Genomic DNA, 23,966 nt, shown 5'->3' on the forward strand with positions numbered 1-23,966 from the left:
TGACATCCCTCCCGGCTGGAGGAACGAGCCGACCATCCGGGAGGTTATGTCAAATATCATCTATCGACTCGATACTCACCGTGAAACAGGGAGAGACTGAGGGTCACAGCGTCTTACCGGTGGTCGGGCCGACGATCAGCCCCTCCCCGAACGCGTCCACCCGGACCGTGTCGCCGTCCTTGACCTCGCCGGAGAGGATCTCCTTGGCGAGGCGGTCGCCGATGGCGGTCTGGACCAGGCGGCGCAGGGGGCGGGCGCCGTAGGCCGGGTCCATGCCCTCGTCGGCGAGCCAGGCCAGGGCCTCGTCGGTGACCTCCAGGGTGAGGCGGCGCTCCGCGAGGCGCCTGGCGAGCCGGTCGATCTGGAGGCGGGCGATGCGGCTCAGTTCGTCCTTCGACAGGGCCGAGAAGACGACGAGGTCGTCGAGGCGGTTGAGGAACTCCGGCTTGAAGGAGGTGCGGACGACCTCCAGGACCTGTTCCTTCTTCTCCTCCTCGCCGGTCAGCGGGTCCACCAGGAACTGGCTGCCCAGGTTGGAGGTGAGGACCAGGATGGTGTTGCGGAAGTCGACCGTACGGCCCTGGCCGTCCGTCAGGCGGCCGTCGTCCAGCACCTGGAGGAGGACGTCGAAGACCTCCGGGTGGGCCTTCTCGACCTCGTCCAGCAGGACCACGGAGTAGGGGCGCCTGCGCACCGCCTCGGTCAGCTGGCCGCCCTCCTCGTAGCCGACGTAGCCGGGCGGGGCGCCGACCAGGCGGGCCACGCTGTGCTTCTCGCCGTACTCCGACATGTCGATGCGGACCATGGCCCGCTCGTCGTCGAAGAGGAAGTCCGCGAGGGCCTTGGCGAGTTCGGTCTTGCCCACGCCCGTCGGGCCCAGGAAGAGGAAGGAGCCGGTCGGCCGGTCCGGGTCGGCGATGCCGGCGCGGGTGCGGCGGACGGCGTCGGAGACGGCCTGTACGGCCTCCTGCTGGCCGATCAGGCGCTTGCCCAGCTCCTCCTCCATGCGCAGGAGCTTCTGCGTCTCGCCCTCCAGGAGGCGGCCGGCGGGGATGCCGGTCCAGGCGGCGACGACGTCCGCGATGTCGTCGGAGCCGACCTCCTCCTTGACCATGGTGTCCTTGGCGGCCTCTTCCTCGGCCTCCGAGGCGGCCTCCAAGTCCCTTTCCAGGGTGGGGATCTCGCCGTAGAGAAGCTTGGAGGCGGTGTCGAAGTCGCCGTCGCGCTGGGCCCGTTCGGCCTGTCCGCGCAGCTCGTCGAGCTTCTCCTTCAGTTCACCGACGCGGTTGAGGGACTGCTTCTCCTTCTCCCAGCGGGCGGTCAGGCCGCGCAGCTCCTCCTCCTTGTCGGCGAGGTCGCGGCGCAGCCGCTCCAGGCGCTCGCGGGAGGCCGGGTCGGTCTCCTTCTCCAGCGCCAGCTCCTCCATCTTCAACCGGTCCACGGCGCGCTGGAGTTCGTCGATCTCGACGGGGGACGAGTCGATCTCCATGCGCAGGCGGGAGGCCGCCTCGTCGACGAGGTCGATGGCCTTGTCGGGCAGGAAGCGGGAGGTGATGTAGCGGTCGGAGAGGGTCGCGGAGGCGACCAGTGCGCTGTCGGCGATCTGGACCTTGTGGTGGGCCTCGTAGCGGCCCTTGAGTCCGCGCAGGATCGCGATGGTGTCCTCGACGGTCGGCTCGGCGACCAGGACCTGCTGGAAGCGGCGTTCCAGCGCCGGGTCCTTCTCGATGCGCTCGCGGTACTCGTCGAGGGTCGTCGCGCCCACCATGCGCAGCTCGCCGCGGGCCAGCATCGGCTTCAGCATGTTGCCGGCGTCCATGGCGGAGTCGCCGCCGGCGCCCGCGCCCACGACGGTGTGCAGCTCGTCGATGAAGGTGATGATCTGGCCGTCGGAGTCCTTGATCTCCGCGAGGACGGTCTTCAGGCGCTCCTCGAACTCACCGCGGTACTTCGCGCCCGCGACCATCGCGCCGAGGTCGAGCGCGACCAGCCGCTTGTCCTTGAGGGACTCCGGTACGTCGCCCTTGACGATCCGCTGGGCGAGGCCCTCGACGACGGCGGTCTTGCCGACGCCGGGCTCGCCGATGAGGACCGGGTTGTTCTTCGTACGGCGCGACAGGACCTGCACGACGCGGCGGATCTCCTGGTCGCGGCCGATGACCGGGTCGAGCCGGCCCTCGCGCGCCGCGGCCGTGAAGTCCGTGCCGAACTTCTCCAGGGCCTTGTACTGGCCCTCCGGGTCGGCTGTGGTCACCCGGCGTCCTCCCCTCGCCTGCTGGAAGGCCTCCTGCAGCTTCTTCGCGGCGGCCCCCTGCCCGGACAGTACGTCACCGGCGGCACCGCCCTTCGCGGCGATGCCGATGAGCAGGTGCTCGGTGGAGAGGTACTCGTCTCCGAGGTCCTTGGCGCGCTCGGCGGCGTCCGCGATCACGGCGAGCAGTTCGCGGTTCGCCTGCGGGGGCGCGACGGTCGAGCCGGTCACGCTGGGCAGCCCGGCGAGGATCTTCTCCGCACCGGCCCGTACGGCCGCCTGGTCGGCGTCGACGGCGGCCAGCAGGTCGGTGATGTTCTCGTTGTCCTGGCCCTGGAGCAGGGCAAGGAGCAGGTGCGCCGGGGTGAGGTCGGCGTGCCCGTCGGTCAGGGCCCGCTGCTCGGCCGCCCTGAGGGCGTCCCGGCTCCGGTTGGTCAGCTCGGCGTCCACTGTCGCGTTCTCCTCCTGATGTCAGCCGTCGGTCGCGTCTCCCAGTACTGACTCAGTCAGCGTACACAAAGTTGAGTCTATTCCGCTCAAGGCAGCGGGCGGGAGAGTCCAGGGGCTAGGTTCCGGAGCCATGGCGACCTATTCGCAGGACCCGGGTGCCCCCGACGCCGCGTACCTCGACTTCTGGCGGGAACGGCACCTGTGCACGCTGACCACCCCGCGCCCGGACGGCAGCCCGCACGTGGTGCCCGTCGGGGTCACATACGATCCCGGCGCCGGTCTCGCTCGGGTGATCACGAACAGGACGAGCGCCAAGGTGCTGAACGTGCTGGCGGCCGGCGACGACGGCGCCCGGGTCGCGGTGTGCCAGGTGGACGGCCGGCGCTGGGCGACGCTGGAGGGCCTGGCCGTCGTGCGGACCGAGCCGGAGCGGGTCGCGGAGGCGGTGCGGCGGTACGCCGAGCGCTACCGGCGCACGCCCGGGCCGAACCCGTCACGCGTGGTGATCGAGATCGAGCTGACGCGGGCGATGGGCCTCGCATGACGGCTGGGACGGCCGTGACGGCAGGGGCTGTTTTCAGCCAGTACCCGGCAGTGGCCGAATACGCCGATACCCGGAAATGTCCCGCAAAACTGCAGCGGCGTCACCGTGTTCAGGTCACGGTGACGCCGCTGCGGGGGGAAGCACCTGAGCGAACTGTTACGACGGGGGATTCGCGTCAGGCACTGCGGGGGGTGGCTGAGATGGTCCGAACTTGGGGGGTTTCCGGTTCCACCAGCCGGTGGTCTCGTTGGTCGAGATTCACAAAGATCATTCCGTACCGGATGGCACATCGCACTGGCTGCGGCGCCCCCCGAGGCCGCCGCAGACACCGGTACGCCCGTACGTCCTCGTCCTCGTCGCGCGTGACGACGACCGGCTCACCGAAGACGGTCACCATCAGCGAGTCACCGGAGTGGGGGATCGCGGTGACAAGGTCGATGAAGTGCCAGCCGGAGCGGTAGGCCGTGGCCATCTCTCTACGGAAGGACCGGTCGTCCGGTGGGATGGTCACGTCGTCAGCTCCCAGCGCTGTCTTCGGTGCCGGACTCGACGACCGCCGGCCAATGGGAGTCCGCAAGCGTGACGGACTGGGCGGCCGCCGGCCAATGGGAGTCCGCTCGAGTGCTGTCCCCCGCATGGGAGGTACCGCCCAGCACTCCGAGTCCCACGACGGCGGAGAGGGCGGCAACAAGCATCGAGCGAAGCATTCTGTTCCGCATAGTCGGCTTCGTCCTCACTTGAAAGTCTCCTCTTCCCCCGTCGGATAAGACGATGGCTCATTCGAACACGTCATGGCCACAGGATCGATGCATCATGTTCCTGCATGTTCAGGACCCTGGGGGGTGGAGATTTCGTGGCAAATCGGACTAAAGCGGCGCATCCCCATGCGGTGACCGAAATCTGCGAGGAAGGTGGCCGACTTTATGCGAACGCCCTGCGCATGGGCCGGATCGCCCGAGCAGAGGTGGAGTCCGCCCCCTGTCTGATGGAGTTCGCCCTTCTCCACCCCGACCCGGACGATGCGGACTGGCTGCGGCCCGTGCCGCCGTTCACGGCCCTGGCCGAGCGGCTGCACCCCATCGAGCGCGAGATCACAGAGCGCCGCCGGCTGTCCATCGAGCTCGCGGACGCATTCGAGCCGTTCATGGCGCTCAGCGCCCAGGCCGCGGCGACCGACGACTCGATCACCGTGCTGGAGGGGGGAAAGCGGATCAACGCGGCGCTCAACCTGGCCACCGCCCAGTGCCAGAGCGAGATGCTCACCATCCAGCCGAGCGACGACCGCTTCTCCGAGCGCAGCCTCATCCAGGGACTGGAACGAGACAAGCCGCTGATCGAACGCGGCGTGCGAATCCGGACGCTGTACCAGCACACGGCCCGCTACAGCCCGGAGAAGCTGGCCTATGTGGCCCAGCTCTCCAACGGCAAGGTGGAGTACCGCACCATCGACGAGGTGGTGGAACGCCTCATCATCTGCGACGAGACCGTCGCCTTCATCCCCGCCCGCGACGACCAGCAGGTCGCCCTGGAGCTCCGCCATCCCGGCCTGATCCGCTATCTGGTCAGACTTTTCGAGTTCATGTGGGGCCGGTCCGTCCCGCTGAGCGCCGGCGCCCCCTACGAGCCCGCGGCCGGCGGCATCACCGACATCCAGCACTCCATCGCCAAGCTGCTCGTGGAAGGCCACGTCGACGAGGCGATCGCCCGCCGCCTGGGCATGAACGTCCGCACCTGCCGCGCCCACATAGCCAAGCTGGCCACGGCCCTGGGCAGCGGCAGTCGGGCCCAACTCGGCTTCCTGATAGCGCAGTCGGGGATCCTCAACCCCGAGAAGTGATCCGAGCGAAAGGGGGTGCGGTGCGCCCTACACGAAGGCCATGTCACCAGCACGGACGCCGAAGCCGCCCCCTGTCTGGTCGATTCCGGCCTTCTGCACCCTGCTGTGGCCGACCTGAACAGGCTGGAGCCGGTCGCACCCGCCGTGGCGCTTCACCGGCTGCTGCGGACCACGGGGGAACGTATCGCCCTGGAGCGGCGCCGCGAACAGCGGCTGGCCGACACCTTCGAGCCGCTCATGCGGCTTGTCGTCGCACCACGGGAGCGGCCGAAGCCCCTACCGTCACCGTCCTCAGTGGGTACGGCCGCATCGGGCGGGCCATCGCCACCCTCCTCGTCGAAGGCCACACCGACGCCGCCATCGCCGACCGCCTCGGCATGAACATCCGCACCGCCCGAGTCCACATCGCCGAACTGGCGGCCACCCTGGGCAGCGAGAGCCGGGCGCAGCTCGGCTGTCTCATCGGACAGTCGGGGATTCTTGACCGGGAAGAGTGACCGACGAGCCGACGTCTGCCGGATCGCGGGGCCCGTCGAGGCCCACCTGGGCGATACGGACGCCGAGTTGGGTGCGGCTGGCCGCGCCCAGCGTCTCCGACAACCGTGCGATGTGCGCCCGGCACGTCCGCACGCTTATCCCGAGCCGCTCCGCGATCACCGCGTCCTGGTGGCCCTCGGCGAGCAGCGCCGCGATGGACTGCTCGCGGTGGGAGATGCCCTCGATGCCCGTGTCGGGCAGCGGCGCGGTCAGCGGGATCGCCAGGCGCCACAGCCGTTCGAAGACCGTGACCAGGTACTCGACCAGCGCCGGGTGGCGCAGCTCCAGCGCCAGGGTGCGGTCCGCGTTCGCCGGGATGAACGCCACCGTGCGGTCGAAGAGGATCAGCCGGTCGATCACCTCGTCGAGGGTGCGAGCCTCGACCGAACCACCCATCAGCTCCAGGTAGTTGAGCAGTCCCTGCCCGTGCCGGGCCACATGGGTGTACAGGTCGCGCATCCGCACGCCCCGCCCGCGCAGCGCCAGCGCCCGGTGCAGGCCCTCGGTCAGCTCGTGCTCGGGGCGGATGCCGCCGGGCTGGACGGTGAGGACCTCCGTGGTGCACGCCTCCGTCGCCTGGTCCATGGCGGCCTGGATACGGGAGAGCCCGTCGAGGACGCGGATCGCGGCGCCCTCGCCGACGCCCGGGCCCGCCTGCGTGGCGGGGCCGAGGCCCGCGTACCGCTCGACGGCGGCGACCGCCGCGCCCACGCGTCGCTGGCTCGCGCTGACCTCGTCGTACACCCCGCGCAGCAGTCTGGTCATGACCTCCTGCGGGGACGTCGGGACCAGCCAGTCCATGTCGTCGGGGTCCGGGTGCAGCAGGGCCAGCTCCAGCAGGCACGGCACCGGTTCGGCGTCCCGGCGCGCCACCCGGCCCCGCCGTACGGCCCGGGAGTACACGCGGTCCCCGGCGTCGCACAGCCGGTCGGCACCGTGCGGATGCTCATCCGTCCCGTGCCCGGCCATCGCCCATCCCACCCCCGGTTCCACCGTCTGTCGCAGCGCAACTATGCGCGGCCCGGACCAGCTCCGCAACACGGCTCGGCCCGAAGCGAGCGGCCAAAACCCCCCATACGTCCGGCTATTTCCGGCCCTCCGCCGGGCGGCTTGCAACAACCTGACGGTGCTGCGCACTGAGGGGGCACGGGCACACCCGCGGAGCGACTGCCCGCGCAAGCTCGCGGAAATACGCCAGTGATCACCCCGTTACGCCCCGCCTCTAACGTCCCCTCATGGCGGACATATTTGACGCATACGCGTTGGCCGACGCGTGGGACGAGATGTTTGAGCGGCCGGGTGAGGTCAGGACCGCCTATGAGCCGGTGCTGGCTGCACTTCAGCCGATCGAACCGAGTGAACTGAGGTTCCGGGCCGACCAGATGGCCAGAGCCTTCACGGACCGGGGCGTGACCTACGCCTTCGCGGGCGAGGAGCGGCCCTGGCCGCTGGACCTGGTGCCGCGCATCCTAGACGCCCTCGAATGGGATCTCATACAACGCGGGGTGAGCCAGAGAGTCAGGGCCCTGGAGGCCTATCTCGCCGACGCCTACGGGCACTGCCGCGCCTTCGAGGACGGCGTGGTGCCCTGGCGGCTGCTGCTCAACTCCCCGCACTTCCACCGGGCGGCACAGGGCGTCGAACCACCGGGCGGCGTCCGTATCCATGTCGCGGGCATCGACCTCGTGCGGGACGAGGCCGGGGACTTCCGGGTGCTGGAGGACAACGTGCGGGTCCCCAGCGGGGTCTCGTACGTCATCGAGAACCGCCGGGCCATGACCCGGATCTTCCCGTCCCTGTTCGCGGAACAGCACGTGGTGCCGGTCGACGGGTACGCGCAGAAGCTGCTCGCCGCCCTGCGGGCCGCCGCCCCCGACGGTGTGCAGGACCCGCGGGTCGTGGTCCTCACCCCGGGCCCGAGCAACGCCGCCTACTTCGAACACGCCCTGCTCGCCCGGCTGATGGGCGTGCAGCTGGTCGAGGGGCACGACCTGGTCAGCCGGAACAACCGCGTGTGGATGCGCACCACGCGCGGCGAGGTGCCCGTCCATGTCGTATACCGGCGCCTGGACGACGACTTCCTCGACCCGCTCCACTTCCGGCCGGACTCGGTGATCGGCTGCCCCGGCATCATGGGCGCCGCCATGGCGGGCAACGTCACACTCGCGAATGCCGTGGGCAATGGGATCGCCGACGACAAGCTGCTCTACACCTACGTTCCGGACCTGATCCGCTACTACCTCTCCGAAGAACCGATCCTCCCCAATGTCGAGTCCTACCGGCCTGATGAGCCAGGACAGTTGGAGGCGGTACTCGACCAGATCGACCGGCTGGTCATCAAGCCCGTGGACGGCGCCGGAGGGCAGGGCATCGTGATCGGCCCGAAGGCCGACAAGGACACCCTCGAACGCACTCGCAAAGCCGTCATCGCGGACCCGCGCGGCTTCATCGCCCAGCGGCCCGTCGCCCTGTCCACCTCCCCCACCCTCGCGGGCGAGCGCTTGGCACCCCGCCACATCGACCTCAGGCCCTTCGCGGTGAACGACGGCAACGATGTCTGGGTGCTGCCCGGCGGGCTGACCCGCGTCGCCCTCCAGGAGGGCAACCTGATCGTCAACTCCAGCCAGGGCGGCGGCTCCAAGGACACCTGGGTGATCGCGGAGGGCCCCGCCGAGCAGCCGGCGCCCGAACCGGCCGGCGCGCTGCCCTCCGTCGCCCCGCGCCGGCTCGGACCCGACGGCACCCGTGCCGTCGTACAGGAAGGGGCCCAGCAGCAGTGAACGACGTGATCCTGTCCCGGATAGCCGAGGCCCTGACCTGGACCGGCCGCTATGTCGAGCGCGCCGACGCCACGGGCCGCATCCTCGACGCGTATCTGCACCGGCTGCTGGAGGACCCCTGGCGCGACGAGGACGCGGCCTGCCGGTCGCTGTACGCGATCCTCGGCATGGACGCGGGAGCCGGGCCCTGCGACATGCAGCAGGTCCTGGACCAGCTGGCCTTCGACGCCCGCTCGACGGGCTCCATCGAGGGGGCGCTGGGCGCCGCCCGGCTGAACGCGCGCAGCGCCCGTGAGGCCATCTCCTCCGAGATGTGGGAGTGCCTCAACTCCACCTGGCACGCGCTGGCCGACCAGCGGATGGCGGCCCGCCGTACCGGCCCGTACGCCTATCTGGAGCTGGTGCGCCGCCGGGCCGCGCTCTTCTTCGGGCTCGCCGACTCGACCATGAGCCGGGACGACAGCTGGCGGTTCGTGGTGCTGGGGCGCAGCCTGGAGCGGGTGGACATGACGGTACGGCTGCTGTCGGTGCGCGTGCTGGACGCCGTGCACGCGCCCGACTGGCCGACGCTGTTGAGCGCATCGGGCGCCGATGAGGCGTATGCCCGTGTGTACGGCGGTTTCGGCGACACCCCGCGGGTGGCCGAATTCCTGCTCCTGGACCGGGACTTCCCGCGCTCGGCGCTGCATGCGCTCACGACGGCGGAGGAGTGCCTGACGGCGCTCGGCCGGCCCCGCCAGGACCCCGCGCGCCGCCCCATCGGGCGGCTGCGCACCCGCCTCGAATATCTGGACACGCACGCTCTGGAGAACCAGCTGCCCGCGCTCCTCGGTGACCTGCAGCAGGCCTGCATGGCGTCCGCGGACGCGGTGGCCGAGCGGTTCTTCCCGTACCAGGGGCCCATCGAGTGGGCCCAGGAAGGAGCGTGAGATGACCGCCGAACGCGCACGCCGCCTCCGTATCGAGCACACCACCCGGGTCTCCTACGCCCAGCCCGCGGCCTCCTCGCACAACGAGGTCCGCATGACCCCGCTGACGCTGCCGGGCCAGACCACCCTGGACGCGCGGGTCACCGTCAACCCCACGACCTCCACCTGGTCGTACTGGGACTACTGGGGCACCCAGGTCACCGGCTTCGACCTGATGGACCCGCACGGCGATCTCACCATCACGGCCTCCAGCCTGGTCGAGACCTCCCCGCCGGAGGCGCTGCCGCCCGCGCCCAGCTGGGCGGAGGTCGCCGAACGCATCGCGACCACCCGCCTGTTGGAGTTCGCGAGCCCGACCGGCCGTACGACGGTCCCGGCGAAGCTCGTGAAGAAGGCGCGGAAGGCGGCGGCCGGCCTCGACCCGCACGAGACGGCGGTCGCGGTCTCCGCCCTGGTCGCCGACCGGGTGTCGTACCTGCCCGGCGCCACCAGCGTGAACACCTCGCCCGCGGAGGCCTGGGAGCAGGGCGCGGGTGTCTGCCAGGACATCACCCATCTCACCGTGGCCCTGCTGCGGGGCGTGGGGCTGCCGGCCCGGTACGTCTCCGGCTACCTCCACCCGGAGCGCGAGGCCGAACTCCACCGGCCCGTCGCCGGGCAGAGCCACGCCTGGATCGAGTACTGGGCGGGCGACTGGTGCGGCTACGACCCCACCAACCGCACCCGCGCCGACGAGTCCCATGTCGTGGTGGCCCGCGGCCGCGACTACGACGACGTCACCCCGCACAAGGGCATCTACCGGGGTGTGGCGGGCGGTCCGCCGGACGTGTCGGTGGTGTTCACGCGGGTGGGGTGACCACCACCGACGGCAAAGGGCCGGGGCGCGGCCGCCCCGGCCCTCTCGCGTACCGCCTCCGGCTACTTGAGGCCGATGGCCGAGCACTCCGAGGCGAACTTCGACGTGCAGATCTGGGAGACCGTGTAGATGCCGTCCGCGACGACCGTCGACTTGATGTTCTTCCTCGTCAGCGCGGTCACGGTGACGAGCTGCGCGGGGATGCCCTTGTCGGTGGGGCTGTCGACGGTGTCCTGGGTGAGGGCCTCGAACTCGATCTCCTTGCCCTGCACCTTGGCCACCGCCATCTGCGCGGCCGCCGCGGCCTCCTGCGGGTACGACTTGTACACGCTCATGTACTGCTCGCCCGAGACGATCCGCTGCACGGCCGCGAGTTCCGCGTCCTGGCCGGTGAGCGGCGGCAGCTTGGTGACGCCGGCGTTCTCCAGGGCCTTGACGATGCCGCCGGCCATGCCGTCGTTGGCGGAGTAGACGCCGGCGATGTTGTTCTTGCCGATCGCCGCGATGGCCGCCTTCATGTTGGCCTGGGCGTTCTTCGGGTCCCAGTCCTTGGTGTCGTACGACTCGGCGATCGTCACCTTGCCGTTGAGCTCGGACAGGGCGCCCGCCTTGAACTGCTTGGCGTTCGGGTCGGTGGGCGAGCCGTTCATCATGACGATCTTGTCGGAGGTGTCGGCGTTGCTGCCGAGCGCCTCCAGCAGGGTGCGGCCCTGGACCTCGCCGACGAGTTCGTTGTCGAAGGAGATGTACGCGTCGATCGGGCCCTCGGCCAGCCGGTCGTAGGCGATGACCGGGATGCCGGCGTCCTTCGCCTTCTTCACCTCACCGGCGATGGCGTGCGAGTCCACGGCGTCCAGCAGGATGATGTCGACCTTGTCGTCGATCATCTTCTGCATCTGGGCCGCCTGCTTGGCCGCGTTCTGGCCGGCGTTCTTGTAGTCGACCTTGCCCTGCTGCCTGGTGAGCGCGGCGACCTGCTTCTTGATGATGGGGTAGTCGAAGTTCTCGTACCGGGTGTTGGCCGTCTCCGGCAGCAGCAGTCCCACGGTGACGTCGTTGCCCTTCGTGGGGCTCGCCGAGCTGCTGTCCCCCGACACGTTCAGCACGCCGCAGGAGGAGAGCGACAGAGTCATCGTGGACGCTGCCACGGCGATGGCGGTACGACGCGTGGGACGCATGGTGCTCACTTCTGATGCCTTCCGGACGCGGGCGCAACGTGCGACCCGGGTGACTGAAAAGCCAACGCGGACCGGCCCCCGGGCGTCAAGCGCAACTACTTAACGAGTGCGCAACGCAACACTCCGCCGACCATGTAAAGGCATGACGGAAACGCCTCCAAAGGTTCTTTACGGACTCTCCATGCAACGACAGGCAATCGGAAGGCAAAGATCCGTACAACCAACGCGATTCCTCACGAGTCATGATCACGGCAGCTTCCACCAGCCGTTCCCCTCCCGACCAGAGGACCGAATGATCCCAGCCAGACGCACGACCGCCGCGGCCACGACCGCCGTCGTGCTCTCCACCGCGGCCGGTCTGCTCTCCGCGACGACCGGTCCTGCCGCCGCAGCGACCACCTGCGCCTCGCCCGTCTTCAAGCGCCAGTTCTTCGCGAACACGTCGTTCTCCGGCACCCCGAAGAAGACGGACTGCGACTCCTCGATCGACCAGAACTGGGGGACCTCCGCCCCCGCCGCCGGCCTCCCGAGGGACAACTTCGGCGTCCGCTGGACGGTGACGAGGGGCTTCGGCTCGGGTGGCCCCTTCGCCCTGCCGGTAGCCACCCAGGACGGCATCCGCGTCTACCTGGACGGCGTGCGCAAGGTCGACCTCTGGAAGAACGTGTCCACGACGGTGAAGAAGACCGTCGACATCACGATCCCCTCCGGCAAGCACACCTTCCGCGTCGACTACGTCAACTGGACGGGCACAGCGAACGTCTCCTTCGCCTACAAGCCCCGCACCTCCGCCGACGTCGACAAGGTCAAACCCCTTGCCCCGACGGGGACTTCGGTCGCGTACGACCCGGCGACCGGGAAGGCGAAGCTGACCTGGCCGAAGAACAAGGAGATGGACCTCGCGGGCTACCGCGTCTACCGGCGGCTCAAGGGCACGTCGTTCGGCGCTACGCCGCTTGCGACGACGACCTCGACGTCGTACACCGACACGAGCCTGCCGGCGACGGGCGACACGTACTTCTACGAGGTGCGTGCCTACGACAAGGCGGGCAACGCCTCCGCGGGTTCGGCCGACCAGGGCGTGACGACCGCCGACCGTACGGCGCCCGGACAGGTCACCGGCCTCACGGCGAAGGGCACCACGGCGGGCAACACGGTCGCGTGGGAAGCCTCTTCGGCGGCGGACGTCCACCACTACGAGGTGTGGGGCGCGCCGGAGGGACAACAGGACCTGGACGGTCCCGAGACGGTGTTCGGGACGTCCTTCTCGGACGTCACCGCCGGGACGGGCACGGCGTACACCTACAAGGTGCAGGCGGTGGACGGCGCCGGGAACATCTCCCCGGTCTCCGGCCCGGTGACGGCCACGCGCCCCGAGCCCGGCGCCACGCCCGCCCCGACCGGGCTCACCAGCGCCCTCCACGACGACCGGACCGAGATCCACTGGGATCTCCCCGAGGACGCCCCCCAGTACCGTGTCTACCGCCGCACCGACGGCGGCTGGACCGCCCTCGGGGACCTGCACGGCGGCTGGTGGGAGGACCGCCTCGCTCCCGCGGGCAAGGCGTCCTACTACGTCGTCGCCGTGGACGCCGGCACGGGCGCCGAGTCCGCGCCCTCCGCGGAGATCACCGTCGACCGGCTCGCCAAGGCCACCCCGACCGGCCCGAACGCACCGCGGCTGACGCTGGTCAGGGCGGGGATTCCCGCCCGGCAGGCCGTCCAGGTGACCGCCGCGCCCGGCGCGGGCGACGAGGGACGGGTCCTGAAGGGCTACTCCTGGGAGATCAGCGGCGCCTGCGGCGACAGCGGCACCCGGCTGTCCACCACCGGCTCCCTCTCCTGGACGCCGCCCTACAACGGGCCGTGCACGGCCACCGTGTACGCCGTGGACCCCTACGGGCGGCAGAGCGAGCAGAGCTCGTCGCTGGAGTTCTTCGTCGGCCGCTGACACCGGCCACCGACAACGGCCCGGCATACGGAAGGGGCCCGGAGGTTCGGCCTCCGGGCCCCTGTCACACATGCACGTCAGTCCTGCTGCCGCTTGGGCCGCCACACCACCAGCGCACTGGTCTGCTGGACCTCCTGATACGGCACCAGGTCGCGGCGGTACGACGCGTGCACCGCCGCCTCGCGCTGCTGCATCGCGGCTGCCGCGCCCTCGACCGCCGCCTGGAGTTCGGCGACGCGCTGCTGGAGCGCGGCGACCTGGTTCTCCAGTTCGATGATCCGCTTGATGCCCGCCAGGTTAATGCCCTCGTCCTGCGACAACTGCTGGACCGTGCGCAGCAGTTCGATGTCGCGGGCCGAGTAGCGGCGGCCGCGGCCGGGGGTGCGGTCGGGCGAGACCAGGCCGAGGCGGTCGTACTGGCGCAGGGTCTGCGGGTGCAGTCCGGAGAGCTGGGCCGCCACCGAGATGACGTAGACCGGGGTTTCCTCAGTCAGCTCGTACGGGTTGCGTCGACGGCCGTCCATCGTGGTCATGCTCCCTTCGCGGCCTTGAACAGCTCCGCCCGCGGGTCCTCGCCCGCGGTCGCCTCGCGATACGCCTCGAGTGCGTCACGAGCCTTCCCCGTCAACTCCGCCGGGACACTCACCTCTACGGTGACCAGGAGGTCGCCGCGGGTGCCGTCCTTGCGGACCGCGCCCTTGCCGCGGGCGCGCATGGTGCGGCCGTTGGGCGTGCCCGGGGGCAGCTTCAGGGTGACGGGCGGGCCGCCCAGGGTGGGGACCCTGACCTCGCCGCCGAGCGCCGCCTCCGCGAACGTCACCGGGACGGTGACGGTGAGGTTGTCGCCCTTGCGGCCGAACACGGGGTGCGCGTCGACATGCACCGTGACGTACAGGTCGCCCGCCGGGCCGCCCCGCTCGCCCGGTGCGCCCTTGCCGCGCAGCCGGATGCGCTGGCCGTCCGACACCCCGGCCGGGATGCGGACCTGCATGGTGCGCGAGGACTTGGCGCGGCCCGAGCCCTTGCAGACCTCGCAGGGGTTCTCCGCGATCAGGCCGCGGCCCTTGCAGTCCGGACAGGGGTCGGTGAGCGAGAAGCCGCCGCCGGAGCCCCGCGCGACCTGGCCGGTGCCGACGCACGTCGGGCACACCCGCGGGTTGCCGTTCGCGTCGCCGGTGCCCGAGCAGGCCTTGCAGGGCGCCTGCGAGGACATGCGCAGCGGGACCGTCGCCCCCTCGATCGCCTCGGTGAAGCTGAGGCTGACCTCGGTGTCGATGTCCTGGCCGCGCCTGGGCTGCACCCGGGTGGTGCCGGAGCTGCCGCGGTTGAACAGGCCCCCGAAGACGTCACCGATTCCGCCGCCGAAGCCTCCGGAACCCCCGCCCTGGGCGCCGCCTCCGAAGAGGTCGCCCAGGTCGAAGTTGAAGGAGCCGCCGCCCGCGCCCGGCCCGGGGCGGAAGCCGCCGTTGCCGAAGAGGGCGCGGGCCTCGTCGTACTCCTTGCGCTTCTTGGGGTCGCCGAGTATGTCGTTCGCCTCGGAGATCTCCTTGAAGCGCTCCTCGGCCTTGGCGTTGCCCTTGTTGGCGTCCGGGTGGTTCTCGCGGGCGAGCTTCCGGTAGGCCTTCTTGATCTCGGCCTCGGTGGCGTCCTTGGGGACGCCGAGGACCTTGTAGTAGTCCTTCTCGATGAAGTCCTTGGTGCTCATCCCCGACGCCCCTCCTCTCTCATCGATACAGCGGTCGGTGCTGCGACCGGTTCAAGCTCAGCCCTCGTCCGGGCCACCGCTCTCCTTGTCGTCGGCCGCCTCGGTCGCTTCTTCGGCCTTGACGGTCTGGGCGCCGGGCTGCGGTTCGGCGACGGCCACCCGCGCGGGGCGGATGGTGCGCTCGCCGAAGCGGTACCCGGGCTGCAGAATCGCCACGCAGGTCGTCTCCGTGACGTCCGGCGCGTACGAGTGCATCAGGGCCTCGTGGATCGTCGGGTCGAAGGGCTCGCCCTCCTTGCCGAACTGCTGCAGTCCCATCTTCGCCGCGACGGTCTCCAGCGACTCCGCGACGGACTTGAATCCGCCGACGAGTTCGCCGTGGTCCCGGGCGCGGCCGATGTCGTCGAGCACGGGCAGGAGCTCGGTCAGGAGGTTCGCGATGGCGATCTCCTTGACCGTGATCCGGTCCCGCTCCACCCGGCGGCGGTAGTTCTGGTACTCGGCCTGGAGCCGCTGGAGGTCCGCCGTGCGCTCACCGAGCGCCGTGCGCACCTGGTCCAGCTGGGCCGTCAGACCGGCGATCTGTGCTGCGTCCCCGGCCGGGGCCGCCCCCTCCCCCGAGGAGGGGGAGGCGGCCTGCGGCTCGGCGTCGTCGGGGGTGGCGCCGGAGGGGACGTCGGGCTTCTCGTCGAAGCCCGGGGTCTCCTCCGTCACGCGGCACCGTCCTTGCGCTCGTCGTCCACGATCTCGGCGTCCACCACGTCGTCGTCGGCCTTCGGGGCCTCGGCGCCCGCGGCACCGCCGGCGGCGGCCTGCGAGGCCTGGGCGTCGGCGTACATGGCCTGGCCCAGCTTCTGCGAGACGGCCGCGACCTTCTCGGTGGCGGTGCGGATCTCGGCGGTGTCCTCGCCCTTGAGCGCGGTCTTCAGCTCCTCGACGGACGCCTCGACCTCGGTCTTGATCTCGCCGGGGACCTTGTCCTCGTTGTCCTTGAGGAACTTCTCCGTCTGGTAGACGAGCTGCTCGCCCTGGTTGCGGGTCTCGGCGGCCTCGCGGCGGGCGTGGTCCTCCTCCGCGTACTTCTCGGCCTCCTGGCGCATCCGGTCGACCTCGTCCTTCGGCAGCGAGGAGCCGCCGGTGACGGTCATCTTCTGCTCCTTGCCCGTGCCCAGGTCCTTCGCGGTCACGTGCATGATGCCGTTGGCGTCGATGTCGAAGGCGACCTCGATCTGCGGGACACCGCGCGGGGCCGGCGGCAGACCGGTCAGCTCGAACATCCCGAGCTTCTTGTTGTACGCCGCGATCTCGCGCTCGCCCTGGTAGACCTGGATCTGCACGGAGGGCTGGTTGTCCTCGGCGGTGGTGAAGATCTCGGACCGCTTGGTCGGGATCGTCGTGTTCCGCTCGATGAGCTTGGTCATGATGCCGCCCTTGGTCTCGATGCCGAGGGACAGCGGGGTCACGTCGAGGAGCAGGACGTCCTTGACCTCACCCTTGAGGACACCGGCCTGCAGGGCGGCGCCGATGGCGACGACCTCGTCCGGGTTGACGCCCTTGTTGGCGTCCTTGCCGCCGGTCAGCTCGCGGACGAGCTCGGCGACGGCGGGCATACGGGTGGAACCGCCGACGAGGACGACGTGGTCGATCTCGTTGATGGAGATGCCGGCGTCCTTGATGACGTTGTGGAACGGCGTCTTGCAGCGCTCCAGCAGGTCGGCCGTCAGCTGCTGGAACTGAGCCCGGGTGAGCTTCTCGTCCAGGTGCAGCGGGCCCTCGGCGGACGCGGTGATGTACGGCAGGTTGATCGAGGTCTCGGTGGACGAGGACAGCTCGATCTTGGCCTTCTCGGCGGCCTCACGCAGACGCTGCAGGGCCATCTTGTCCTTGCCGAGGTCCACGCCGTGGCCGCCGGCGAACTGCTTGACCAGGTAGTCGACGATGCGCTGGTCCCAGTCGTCACCACCGAGGTGGTTGTCGCCGTTGGTGGCCTTCACCTCGACGACGCCGTCACCGATCTCCAGGAGGGACACGTCGAAGGTGCCGCCACCGAGGTCGAAGACGAGGATCGTCTGGTCGTCCTTGTCGAGGCCGTACGCGAGCGCCGCCGCGGTCGGCTCGTTCACGATGCGCAGGACGTTCAGACCGGCGATCTCGCCGGCCTCCTTGGTCGCCTGGCGCTCGGAGTCGTTGAAGTAGGCCGGGACGGTGATGACCGCGTCGGTCACCTTCTCGCCCAGGTAGGCCTCGGCGTCCCGCTTCAGCTTCTGCAGGATGAACGCGGAGATCTGCTGCGGGTTGAAGGGCTTCCCGTCGAGCTCGATCTTCCAGTCCGTGCCCATGTGGCGCTTCACGGAACGGATGGTCCGGTCCACGTTCGTGACCGCCTGGCGCTTGGCGACCTCGCCGACGAGCACCTCACCGTTCTTCGCGAAGGCGACGACGGACGGCGTGGTCCTGGCACCCTCGGCGTTGGTGATGACGGTGGGCTCGCCGCCCTCCAGAACGCTGACGACGGAGTTAGTCGTGCCCAGGTCGATGCCGACCGCACGTGCCATGGTGAATTCCTCCAGCTGACTTGAGTGGAACGGACTCAAGTGTGCACGACGCCCCGTCGATGGGTCAACAGACCTGAGTCGGACCGACTCAACTCTTATCCGTTCCTTACACGCAATGGCCCGCTGACCTGCGTCGACTGCGTGGGCACGGACCGCCGGAGACCGTACACGGGCACCCGAAGGAGCATGAGTACGACGACGAGTACCACCGCCCCCACCCAGTACACGGCGGACAGGGCGGTCCACCCGATATGCATGAGCACTCCGACGAACACCCCGGCGAAGGCCCCGATTCCGGGCAGCACGGTCGCCCCCTGCGGAGTGAGCCCGAGCCGCCGCAGCCGGTGGGCGACATGGTCGGGCCCGCCGCGCAGCAACGGCCGCCCGGCCAGCCTCCGGGACAGGACCACGAGGAGCACGTCCGCGCTCGCCAGGGCGGTGAGCGAGAACAGCACTGCCGCACTGGGCGCGAGCGCGTAGCCCGCCCGGGTGAACACGGCCGACGCGGCGAGCAGGAACCCCGTGAACAGCGAGCCGCAGGCGCCGAGCCCCACGCGCGCGGGCGGCCAGTTGTGCATGAGGAACCCGGTCAGCGCGGCGGCCAGCACACTCAGCAGTACCGCGAGCCCGTCCATCAGCTCGGCCGCCGCACAGGCCCCCACCCCGAAGGCGGTGAGCACCCCGACGGTCCCCGCGAGCGCGTCCGCATGGTCGAGCGCCTTGAACCCGATGGCGACGAAGACGATCCAGCCGACGGCGAGCAGCCCGGCCGGCACCCCGGTCTCCTGGTACGGCACCACACTGGCCGCCGCCACGGCCGTACCGGCGACGAGGACCCGCGCCTTGACCCGCCCGATGTCCGCGACGAGCCCGAGCGCGGCGACGGCGCCGCCCGCGACCAGCAGCCGCCCCACCCCCGCCCCGAGGGGCGCGACGCCGGTCCGGTCCATGGCCACCGCCACCGCACAGGTGGCGAGCACCACGGCGAGACCGCCGAGCAGCGGCACGGGCCGTTGCCGCTGCCGTCTCCGCTCGACGATGCCGAGGCGCAGTGCGGGCACCCGCAGCAGTGCGGTGAGCACGGCGGCGAGCAGCAGGGCGGTGGTGGCGGCGGCGATCCCGTATAGCACGGGTCTAAGTTAGGCGCAAATGTACCAATTTGGCATGAATAACACGATCGCATCGTCGCAAGCCCGACAGCAGACCTGGCCGCAGCCCCTTAAGGCAACCCTCAGCGACGCAGATCACCGCACGCCCGGCTACAGTGCGACGGAGGATGGGGGTAGTCTCAATCGGACTACATAAGTTACCGCTTAGTAATGACCCTCGCAGTCCCGAGGAGCCCCCAAATGCAACTCGCCGCGATCATCGTGTCGCTGGTCCTGACCGTGGTCGGCGTTGCGCTGCTCGCACGCGCCATCGGTCAGTTCGTCCGGTACTTCAAACTGGGCCAGCCGGTGCCCGCCGGCACCCGGACCGACAACCCGTACGCGCGCAGCGTGACTCTTGTCAGGGAGTTCCTCGGCCACACGCGGATGAACCGCTGGGGCATCGTGGGCTTCGCCCACTGGTTCGTGGCGGTCGGCTTCCTGACCCTGCCGCCGACCCTGGCGCAGGCCTTCGGCCAGCTCTTCCAGGCCGACTGGACGCTGCCGGTCGTCGGCGACTGGTTGCCGCTGGAGATGTACACCGAGTTCATCGGTGTGATGACGGTCCTCGGCATCGTCGTACTGATGACGATCCGCCTGCTGAACCTGCCCTCCCGCCCCGGCCGCAAGTCCCGCTTCGCGGGCTCCAAGTCGGGTCAGGCGTACTTCGTCGAGTACGTCATCCTCACCATCGGCCTCGCGATCTACGTGCTGCGCGGCCTGGAGGGCGCGATCCATCACGTGGACGGCTACGACGCCTCGTACTTCGCGTCGTACCCGCTGGTGGCGGCCTTCAAGGGGCTCTCGGTCTCCGCGCTGCAGAACCTGATCTACCTGGTCGCGATGATCAAGATCAGCACCTCGTTCATCTGGATGATCGTGGTCTCGCTGAACACCAACATGGGTGTGGCCTGGCACCGCTTCCTGGCCTTCCCGAACATCTGGTTCAAGCGCAACGCCGACGGCTCGACGGCCCTGGGCGCCCTGCAGCCGATGACCTCGGGCGGCAAGCCGATCGACTTCACCGACCCGGGCGAGGACGACGTCTTCGGCGTCTCCCAGGTCGAGCAGTTCTCCTGGAAGGGCCTGCTCGACTTCTCCACCTGCACCGAGTGCGGCCGCTGCCAGTCGCAGTGCCCCGCCTGGAACACGGGCAAGCCGCTCTCCCCCAAGCTCCTGATCATGTCGCTGCGCGACCACGCGCATGCCAAGGCCCCGTACCTGCTGGCCGGCGGCGGCAAGTCCATGGAGGGCGAGGAGAAGGCGTCCGAGGAGCAGCTGAAGGACGTCCCGGCCGCGGCTCTCGCGGAGGCCGAGCGCCCGCTGATCGGCACCGCCGAGGAGAACGGCGTCATCGACCCGGACGTCCTGTGGTCCTGCACCACCTGCGGCGCCTGTGTCGAGCAGTGCCCGGTGGACATCGAGCACATCGACCACATCGTCGACATGCGCCGCTACCAGGTGATGATCGAGTCCGCGTTCCCGTCCGAGGCGGGCACGATGCTCAAGAACCTGGAGAAGAAGGGCAACCCCTGGGGCCTGGCCAAGAAGCAGCGCCTGGAGTGGCTCAAGGAGGTCGAGTTCGAGGTCCCGGTCGTCGGCCAGGACATCGAGGACCTCACCGAGGTCGAGTACCTCTACTGGGTCGGCTGCGCCGGCTCCCTGGAGGACCGCGCCAAGAAGACCACGAAGGCGTTCGCCGAACTCCTCCACATCGCGGGCGTCAAGTTCGCGATCATGGGCGGCGACGAGAAGTGCACCGGTGACTCCGCCCGCCGTCTGGGCAACGAGCCCCTGTTCCAGGAGCTCGGCATGGAGAACGTCATGGCGCTGAACATGGCGTTCGGCGAGGAGCTCGACGACGACGGCAAGGTGGTCCCGGAGTCCGCCAAGCCCAAGTCGGCGAAGAAGATCGTCGCCACCTGCCCGCACTGCCTCAACACCATCGGCAACGAGTACCCGCAGCTCGGCGGCGACTACGAGGTCATCCACCACACCCAGCTGCTGCAGCACCTCGTCGACGAGGGCAAGCTGGTCCCGGTCACCCCGGTCGAGGGCATCATCACGTACCACGACCCCTGCTACCTGGGCCGCCACAACAAGATCTACACGCCCCCGCGCGAGATCATCGCCAACGTCCCGGGCCTGCGCAACGAGGAGATGCACCGCCACAAGGAGCGCGGCTTCTGCTGCGGCGCCGGTGGCGCCCGGATGTGGATGGAGGAGCGGATCGGCAAGCGCATCAACAACGAGCGCGTCGACGAGGCTCTCTCCCTCAACCCGGACATCGTCTCGACGGCCTGCCCGTTCTGCCTCGTCATGCTCACGGACTCCGTGAACGGCAAGAAGAACGACGGCAAGGCCAAGGAGTCCATCCAGGTGGTGGACGTGGCCCAGCTGCTCCTGGAGTCGGTCAAGACCCCGGTGGACCCGGCAGGCGAGGAGGCGTCGGAGAGCGCACCGGAGCCGGAGCCGGTGAAGTAGTCCTTACGACAGCCACGGCGCCCCGTCTCTTTCGAGGCGGGGCGCCGTTGTGCGCGGTTGGCAGGGTTTCGGCGACGGCCAGTAGCTGCGGGGCCACGTACGGCATCGCGGGGCCCGGCCTCGGCATCGTTCGTGTCTCAGCGCCCGCGGCCCACCGAAGAGACCACACGAGACCACACCATCGGCCTGAGCGGGACCCCTCCCCAAGAAAAACTGTGACACTTTCCGGGAAACCGACACACTTTTCCCGGGCACCATCCCCACCCCCGGCACCACACTCGCGGGAATGAGCACAGTCACCGTTCACCGCGCGGTTCTGGACGCGCTGGCCGAGCACGGGCCGCGGCGCGTCGGCGTGACGCACATCGCCCGCCTGGCCGACACCAACCGCCCGTTCATCTACCGGAACTGGCGCAGCCCCCGGGCGTTGCTCGAAGAAGCCACACTGCACGAGCTCCGACGCGTCCTGCACAGGGCCCGGGAGGTGCCCGGGGGGGCCGCTGTCCGCGAACTGCCTCGCGGTGCGCACCGTGGTCCGGGCCGCGGGCCTGCTGCGGGGCCACCCGGTCGTGCGAGCCATGGCAAGGACCGATCCGGCACTGACGTACGCCGCCGTGCTCCACCCGACCACGACTTGGCACCAACTGGCCTGGCACTGGTTGAGCGACCACGTCACCGGTCATCTGCCCCGGGGCGCCGAGCAGGACACCGTCACACTCGCCGTACTCACCACGGCACTGCCGTACGCACTCGTCCCCTCACGGAACCCGCAGGAGTCAGCCGGCTGAGAACACGGCCGTGGACCGACGACTCGGCCAGGCCCTGCACGCCTGCCTGGGCGTCCCGCTCAACTGCCCTGCGTGCGAACCCTCGTAGCCGAACAAGCCGGGGCCGACACCCCCTGACGTCGGCCCCGGCGCAGCGCGCGGACACTACGCGCCCTTCGGCCCCGCCTGCTGCACCACCTCGAACGACCACAGCGTCGAGCCACTGGCCGCCGGCTTCGGACGCTCGCCGCCCTCGCCACCACCCTGGTGGGCGGACTTCATCGGCCCCTCCATCCACCCCTGGAAGGACGCCTCGTCCCGCCACCGCGTGTACACCAGATACTGGTCGGTCCCCTCGACCGGCCGAAGAAGTTCGAACCACTCGAACCCGTCGGAGCTCTCCACGGCGTGGGCCCGCGAGGCGAACCGCTTTTCCAGCACCTCCCGCTGCTCAGCGGGCACGGTCAGCACATTGATCTTCACTACGCTCATGGGCTCATCCTGCCGTAGGGCTGATCAGGAGGGCGTGAGCGGCCTGTGCTTGCCCGTGGCTCAGTTCATGGTGAGGGCGGCGGAGTCGTTGCGGCTGTCCGGATCGAAGTCGGGCCGGTGGGAGTCGGCCGGATCCGGGCCCCAGACCAACTGAACGCTGCCTGCGGCATGGGTGACCACGTCGTCGACCCGCAGGGTCAGGGCGAAGGCGGTGACCTGTCCCTTGGGCACGACGTATCCCGGCAGTGTGCAGACGTAGGGTCCCTTGGCCTTGGCGGTCGGGTTGTTCTCCTGCCACGGAGCGCAGTTGGCCGAATGGCCGACGGCGGTGGTGCCTGGCGGGAGCGTCACCCAGGCGGTGGGGAGTCCATCACCGCCGCTGCGGTCGTACAGGGTCGCCGGACCGTTGGCGGTCAGGTGGAAGCCGAGGGTCGCGGTCTTGCCGGCACCCGCTTGAGCACTTGCGCCGGAGACTGCGAAGTCGGCCGTGTTGTGGGCCTTGAGGGAAGCGATCCAATAATCGGTGACGCTGCCGGTCTGCGGCAGGGACACGGACCCCGCCGGGGCCGAAGAGTGCCGGCCTGCCTTGATCACCTTCAGTTTGAGCGCAGGCGCAGACTTCTTGCCCCACGTCCACTTGAGGCCCTGGCCGTCCGGCCAGCCGGGCTGGCCGAGAGGCGCGGTGAGGACGTCGAGGGTGGTGAACAGTGCGGTGGAGTTGACGTGCAGGCGCACCGGGGCGGACAAGGCGGCCGTCTCCGCGAGGTTGATGGCGCCCTTGGGGTAGCACTTGGCGAAGTGGATGGCGCCGTTGAACCCGTACTGGCAGTTGGAGTAGTGGTCGGCGAAGTCCAGGCCCGATGAGGCTGCCAGGACGGTCTGCACACCGCGGGCGGGACGGTCGCCGACATTGGTGAACTGGACCGGTTCCGCGAGGGTGCTGCCGACCTTCAGGTTGGTGTGATCGGCGAGGCGCTTCAGGCCGAAGGACGGCCCTCCCACGGTGACCGATCCCGTGCCACCCACGATCTGCGCGTGCGCCGACCGGCCGGTGATCTTGTACGTTCCCGTGGCGCCCAGCCGGCTGCCTCGGAGTGCGGTCAGGGTCAGCTGGGTCATGGACCCGAGTCCGATCTTCGGATCGGAGCCGGACTCGAACGACTCCGAGCACGTGGCGACCAGGCCATGGGCGGTGCAGTTGCTCGAGAACGCCACCTTGGCGATCTTCGACAGACCTCGGGCATCCACGGTCAGAGTGGCATCGTCGGCCGTGAGGTTCTTGGTCTTGGTGTGGAAGTCGAAGGACACGCCCGCCGTGGCAGGAGCGGCCGGCAGGGCCGAAGGAGTCGGCGCGTCCAGAGTGATCACCGGCTGGCTGGAAGCAGCACCGGCCGGGCCCGCGACAAGCAACGATGCGGCCAGCCCCACAGCGGAGGCGAACACGGCGGTCAAGCCGGTGAGGGAGTTGCGTCTCATCAACGTCCTTATGCCTGAAGAGGTTT

19 protein-coding genes and 2 pseudogenes are annotated in these 23,966 nt (G+C 69.7%); 10 read left to right on the forward strand and 11 right to left on the reverse strand.

Going from position 1 to position 23,966, the window contains the following annotated elements; all coding sequences use genetic code 11:
- Window positions 1-103 precede the first annotated feature (103 nt).
- Window positions 104-2,701, reverse strand: coding sequence for an ATP-dependent chaperone ClpB (gene clpB / locus ACFY1U_RS15915; protein WP_390694723.1), 2,598 nt, complete (start codon window positions 2,699-2,701; stop codon window positions 104-106).
- A gap of 130 nt (window positions 2,702-2,831) precedes the next feature.
- Between clpB and ACFY1U_RS15920 the strand changes: the two genes are divergently transcribed.
- A complete protein-coding gene (locus ACFY1U_RS15920) occupies window positions 2,832-3,245 on the forward strand; it encodes a pyridoxamine 5'-phosphate oxidase family protein (RefSeq protein WP_390694724.1) in 414 nt (137 codons plus the stop codon).
- Between the two features lie 175 nt (window positions 3,246-3,420).
- Here ACFY1U_RS15920 and ACFY1U_RS15925 read toward each other — a convergent pair whose 3' ends face one another.
- Window positions 3,421-3,717 (reverse strand): (2Fe-2S)-binding protein, encoded by a 297-nt coding sequence (locus tag ACFY1U_RS15925; RefSeq protein ID WP_390695214.1) that lies wholly within the window; start codon window positions 3,715-3,717, stop codon window positions 3,421-3,423.
- Between the two features lie 351 nt (window positions 3,718-4,068).
- Here ACFY1U_RS15925 and ACFY1U_RS15930 point away from each other — a divergent pair, with 351 nt between their 5' ends.
- Both ACFY1U_RS15930 and ACFY1U_RS15935 read left to right on the forward strand, forming a co-directional pair.
- Window positions 4,069-5,082, forward strand: coding sequence for a helix-turn-helix transcriptional regulator (locus ACFY1U_RS15930; protein ID WP_390694725.1), 1,014 nt, complete (start codon window positions 4,069-4,071; stop codon window positions 5,080-5,082).
- Between the two features lie 24 nt (window positions 5,083-5,106).
- A pseudogene (locus tag ACFY1U_RS15935) lies at window positions 5,107-5,579 on the forward strand (helix-turn-helix transcriptional regulator); the annotation flags it as partial.
- On the opposite strand, the gene ACFY1U_RS15940 reads toward ACFY1U_RS15935, so the two are convergent.
- Window positions 5,542-6,588, reverse strand: a complete 1,047-nt coding sequence (locus tag ACFY1U_RS15940; RefSeq protein ID WP_390694726.1) for a LuxR C-terminal-related transcriptional regulator — start codon at window positions 6,586-6,588, stop codon at window positions 5,542-5,544. The pseudogene ACFY1U_RS15935 and the gene ACFY1U_RS15940 sit on opposite strands and share 38 nt — an antisense overlap.
- Window positions 6,589-6,854: 266 nt before the next feature.
- Between ACFY1U_RS15940 and ACFY1U_RS15945 the strand changes: the two genes are divergently transcribed.
- The 3 genes from ACFY1U_RS15945 to ACFY1U_RS15955 are packed head-to-tail and all read left to right on the forward strand — an operon-like array spanning window position 6,855 to window position 10,184.
- Window positions 6,855-8,399: a circularly permuted type 2 ATP-grasp protein gene (locus ACFY1U_RS15945; protein WP_390694727.1), complete on the forward strand. Its 1,545-nt coding sequence runs from the start codon at window positions 6,855-6,857 to the stop codon at window positions 8,397-8,399.
- Window positions 8,396-9,328 carry an alpha-E domain-containing protein gene (locus tag ACFY1U_RS15950; protein WP_344406044.1) on the forward strand — a complete coding sequence of 311 codons (933 nt, stop codon included), beginning with the start codon at window positions 8,396-8,398 and terminating at the stop codon, window positions 9,326-9,328. Before ACFY1U_RS15945 ends, ACFY1U_RS15950 begins: the two co-directional genes overlap by 4 nt.
- Window position 9,329: 1 nt before the next feature.
- Window positions 9,330-10,184 (forward strand): transglutaminase domain-containing protein, encoded by an 855-nt coding sequence (locus ACFY1U_RS15955; protein WP_390694728.1) that lies wholly within the window; start codon window positions 9,330-9,332, stop codon window positions 10,182-10,184.
- A gap of 62 nt (window positions 10,185-10,246) precedes the next feature.
- On the opposite strand, the gene ACFY1U_RS15960 is transcribed toward ACFY1U_RS15955, so the two are convergent.
- Complete coding sequence (locus ACFY1U_RS15960) at window positions 10,247-11,362, reverse strand: sugar ABC transporter substrate-binding protein (RefSeq protein ID WP_390694729.1); 1,116 nt, start codon at window positions 11,360-11,362, stop codon at window positions 10,247-10,249.
- Between the two features lie 292 nt (window positions 11,363-11,654).
- On the opposite strand from ACFY1U_RS15960, the gene ACFY1U_RS15965 reads away from it, so the two are divergent.
- The gene (locus tag ACFY1U_RS15965; protein WP_390694730.1) at window positions 11,655-13,313 is read left to right on the forward strand and encodes a PA14 domain-containing protein; all 1,659 of its coding nucleotides are present in this window, start codon (window positions 11,655-11,657) and stop codon (window positions 13,311-13,313) included.
- A gap of 77 nt (window positions 13,314-13,390) precedes the next feature.
- Here ACFY1U_RS15965 and ACFY1U_RS15970 read toward each other — a convergent pair whose 3' ends face one another.
- From ACFY1U_RS15970 to ACFY1U_RS15990, 5 genes are all read right to left on the reverse strand, one after another.
- Window positions 13,391-13,837, reverse strand: a complete 447-nt coding sequence (locus ACFY1U_RS15970) for a heat shock protein transcriptional repressor HspR (RefSeq protein WP_351472885.1) — start codon at window positions 13,835-13,837, stop codon at window positions 13,391-13,393.
- Between the two features lie 5 nt (window positions 13,838-13,842).
- A complete protein-coding gene (gene dnaJ / locus ACFY1U_RS15975; protein WP_390694731.1) occupies window positions 13,843-15,018 on the reverse strand; it encodes a molecular chaperone DnaJ in 1,176 nt (391 codons plus the stop codon).
- 57 nt (window positions 15,019-15,075) lie between these two features.
- The gene (grpE, locus tag ACFY1U_RS15980) at window positions 15,076-15,732 is read right to left on the reverse strand and encodes a nucleotide exchange factor GrpE (protein WP_390694732.1); all 657 of its coding nucleotides are present in this window, start codon (window positions 15,730-15,732) and stop codon (window positions 15,076-15,078) included.
- Window positions 15,729-17,573 carry a molecular chaperone DnaK gene (dnaK, locus tag ACFY1U_RS15985; RefSeq protein ID WP_266957944.1) on the reverse strand — a complete coding sequence of 615 codons (1,845 nt, stop codon included), beginning with the start codon at window positions 17,571-17,573 and terminating at the stop codon, window positions 15,729-15,731. The genes grpE and dnaK overlap by 4 nt, the downstream gene beginning before the upstream one ends.
- 95 nt (window positions 17,574-17,668) lie before the next feature.
- Entirely contained in the window at window positions 17,669-18,703 is a 1,035-nt protein-coding gene (locus ACFY1U_RS15990) for an MraY family glycosyltransferase (RefSeq protein ID WP_390694733.1), read from the reverse strand.
- 219 nt (window positions 18,704-18,922) lie between these two features.
- Here ACFY1U_RS15990 and ACFY1U_RS15995 point away from each other — a divergent pair, with 219 nt between their 5' ends.
- The 3 genes and pseudogenes from ACFY1U_RS15995 to ACFY1U_RS16005 all read left to right on the forward strand — a co-directional run bounded on the left by ACFY1U_RS15995 (window position 18,923) and on the right by ACFY1U_RS16005 (window position 21,993).
- The gene (locus tag ACFY1U_RS15995) at window positions 18,923-21,205 is read left to right on the forward strand and encodes a (Fe-S)-binding protein (RefSeq protein ID WP_390694734.1); all 2,283 of its coding nucleotides are present in this window, start codon (window positions 18,923-18,925) and stop codon (window positions 21,203-21,205) included.
- A 286-nt stretch (window positions 21,206-21,491) separates the two neighbouring features.
- Window positions 21,492-21,635 (forward strand): annotated as a pseudogene (locus ACFY1U_RS16000) (TetR family transcriptional regulator); the annotation flags it as partial.
- A gap of 91 nt (window positions 21,636-21,726) precedes the next feature.
- Window positions 21,727-21,993, forward strand: a complete 267-nt coding sequence (locus ACFY1U_RS16005; protein WP_390694735.1) for a hypothetical protein — start codon at window positions 21,727-21,729, stop codon at window positions 21,991-21,993.
- Between the two features lie 144 nt (window positions 21,994-22,137).
- On the opposite strand, the gene ACFY1U_RS16010 is transcribed toward ACFY1U_RS16005, so the two are convergent.
- On the reverse strand, window positions 22,138-22,464 hold the full coding sequence (locus ACFY1U_RS16010; protein WP_390694736.1) for an antibiotic biosynthesis monooxygenase family protein: 327 nt from the start codon (window positions 22,462-22,464) through the stop codon (window positions 22,138-22,140).
- Between the two features lie 60 nt (window positions 22,465-22,524).
- Complete coding sequence (locus tag ACFY1U_RS16015) at window positions 22,525-23,940, reverse strand: hypothetical protein (RefSeq protein WP_390694737.1); 1,416 nt, start codon at window positions 23,938-23,940, stop codon at window positions 22,525-22,527.
- Between the last annotated feature and the right edge of the window lie 26 nt (window positions 23,941-23,966).

The organism is Streptomyces sp. NPDC001351 (assembly GCF_042896045.1).
GTDB lineage: Bacteria > Actinomycetota > Actinomycetes > Streptomycetales > Streptomycetaceae > Streptomyces.

Excerpts from the sequence above, each read along its gene's own strand:
- ACFY1U_RS15920 (WP_390694724.1), top strand. The coding sequence starts at position 2,832 with ATGGCGACCTATTCGCAGGACCCGGGTGCCCCCGACGCCGCGTACCTC.
- ACFY1U_RS15925 (WP_390695214.1), bottom strand. The coding sequence starts at position 3,717 with ATGGCCACGGCCTACCGCTCCGGCTGGCACTTCATCGACCTTGTCACC.
- ACFY1U_RS15930 (WP_390694725.1), top strand. The coding sequence starts at position 4,069 with ATGTTCAGGACCCTGGGGGGTGGAGATTTCGTGGCAAATCGGACTAAA.
- ACFY1U_RS15940 (WP_390694726.1), bottom strand. The coding sequence starts at position 6,588 with ATGGCCGGGCACGGGACGGATGAGCATCCGCACGGTGCCGACCGGCTG.
- ACFY1U_RS15945 (WP_390694727.1), top strand. The coding sequence starts at position 6,855 with ATGGCGGACATATTTGACGCATACGCGTTGGCCGACGCGTGGGACGAG.
- ACFY1U_RS15955 (WP_390694728.1), top strand. The coding sequence starts at position 9,330 with ATGACCGCCGAACGCGCACGCCGCCTCCGTATCGAGCACACCACCCGG.
- ACFY1U_RS15960 (WP_390694729.1), bottom strand. The coding sequence starts at position 11,362 with ATGCGTCCCACGCGTCGTACCGCCATCGCCGTGGCAGCGTCCACGATG.
- ACFY1U_RS15965 (WP_390694730.1), top strand. The coding sequence starts at position 11,655 with ATGATCCCAGCCAGACGCACGACCGCCGCGGCCACGACCGCCGTCGTG.
- ACFY1U_RS15970 (WP_351472885.1), bottom strand. The coding sequence starts at position 13,837 with ATGGACGGCCGTCGACGCAACCCGTACGAGCTGACTGAGGAAACCCCG.
- dnaJ (WP_390694731.1), bottom strand. The coding sequence starts at position 15,018 with ATGAGCACCAAGGACTTCATCGAGAAGGACTACTACAAGGTCCTCGGC.
- dnaK (WP_266957944.1), bottom strand. The coding sequence starts at position 17,573 with ATGGCACGTGCGGTCGGCATCGACCTGGGCACGACTAACTCCGTCGTC.
- ACFY1U_RS15995 (WP_390694734.1), top strand. The coding sequence starts at position 18,923 with ATGCAACTCGCCGCGATCATCGTGTCGCTGGTCCTGACCGTGGTCGGC.
- ACFY1U_RS16010 (WP_390694736.1), bottom strand. The coding sequence starts at position 22,464 with ATGAGCGTAGTGAAGATCAATGTGCTGACCGTGCCCGCTGAGCAGCGG.
- ACFY1U_RS16015 (WP_390694737.1), bottom strand. The coding sequence starts at position 23,940 with ATGAGACGCAACTCCCTCACCGGCTTGACCGCCGTGTTCGCCTCCGCT.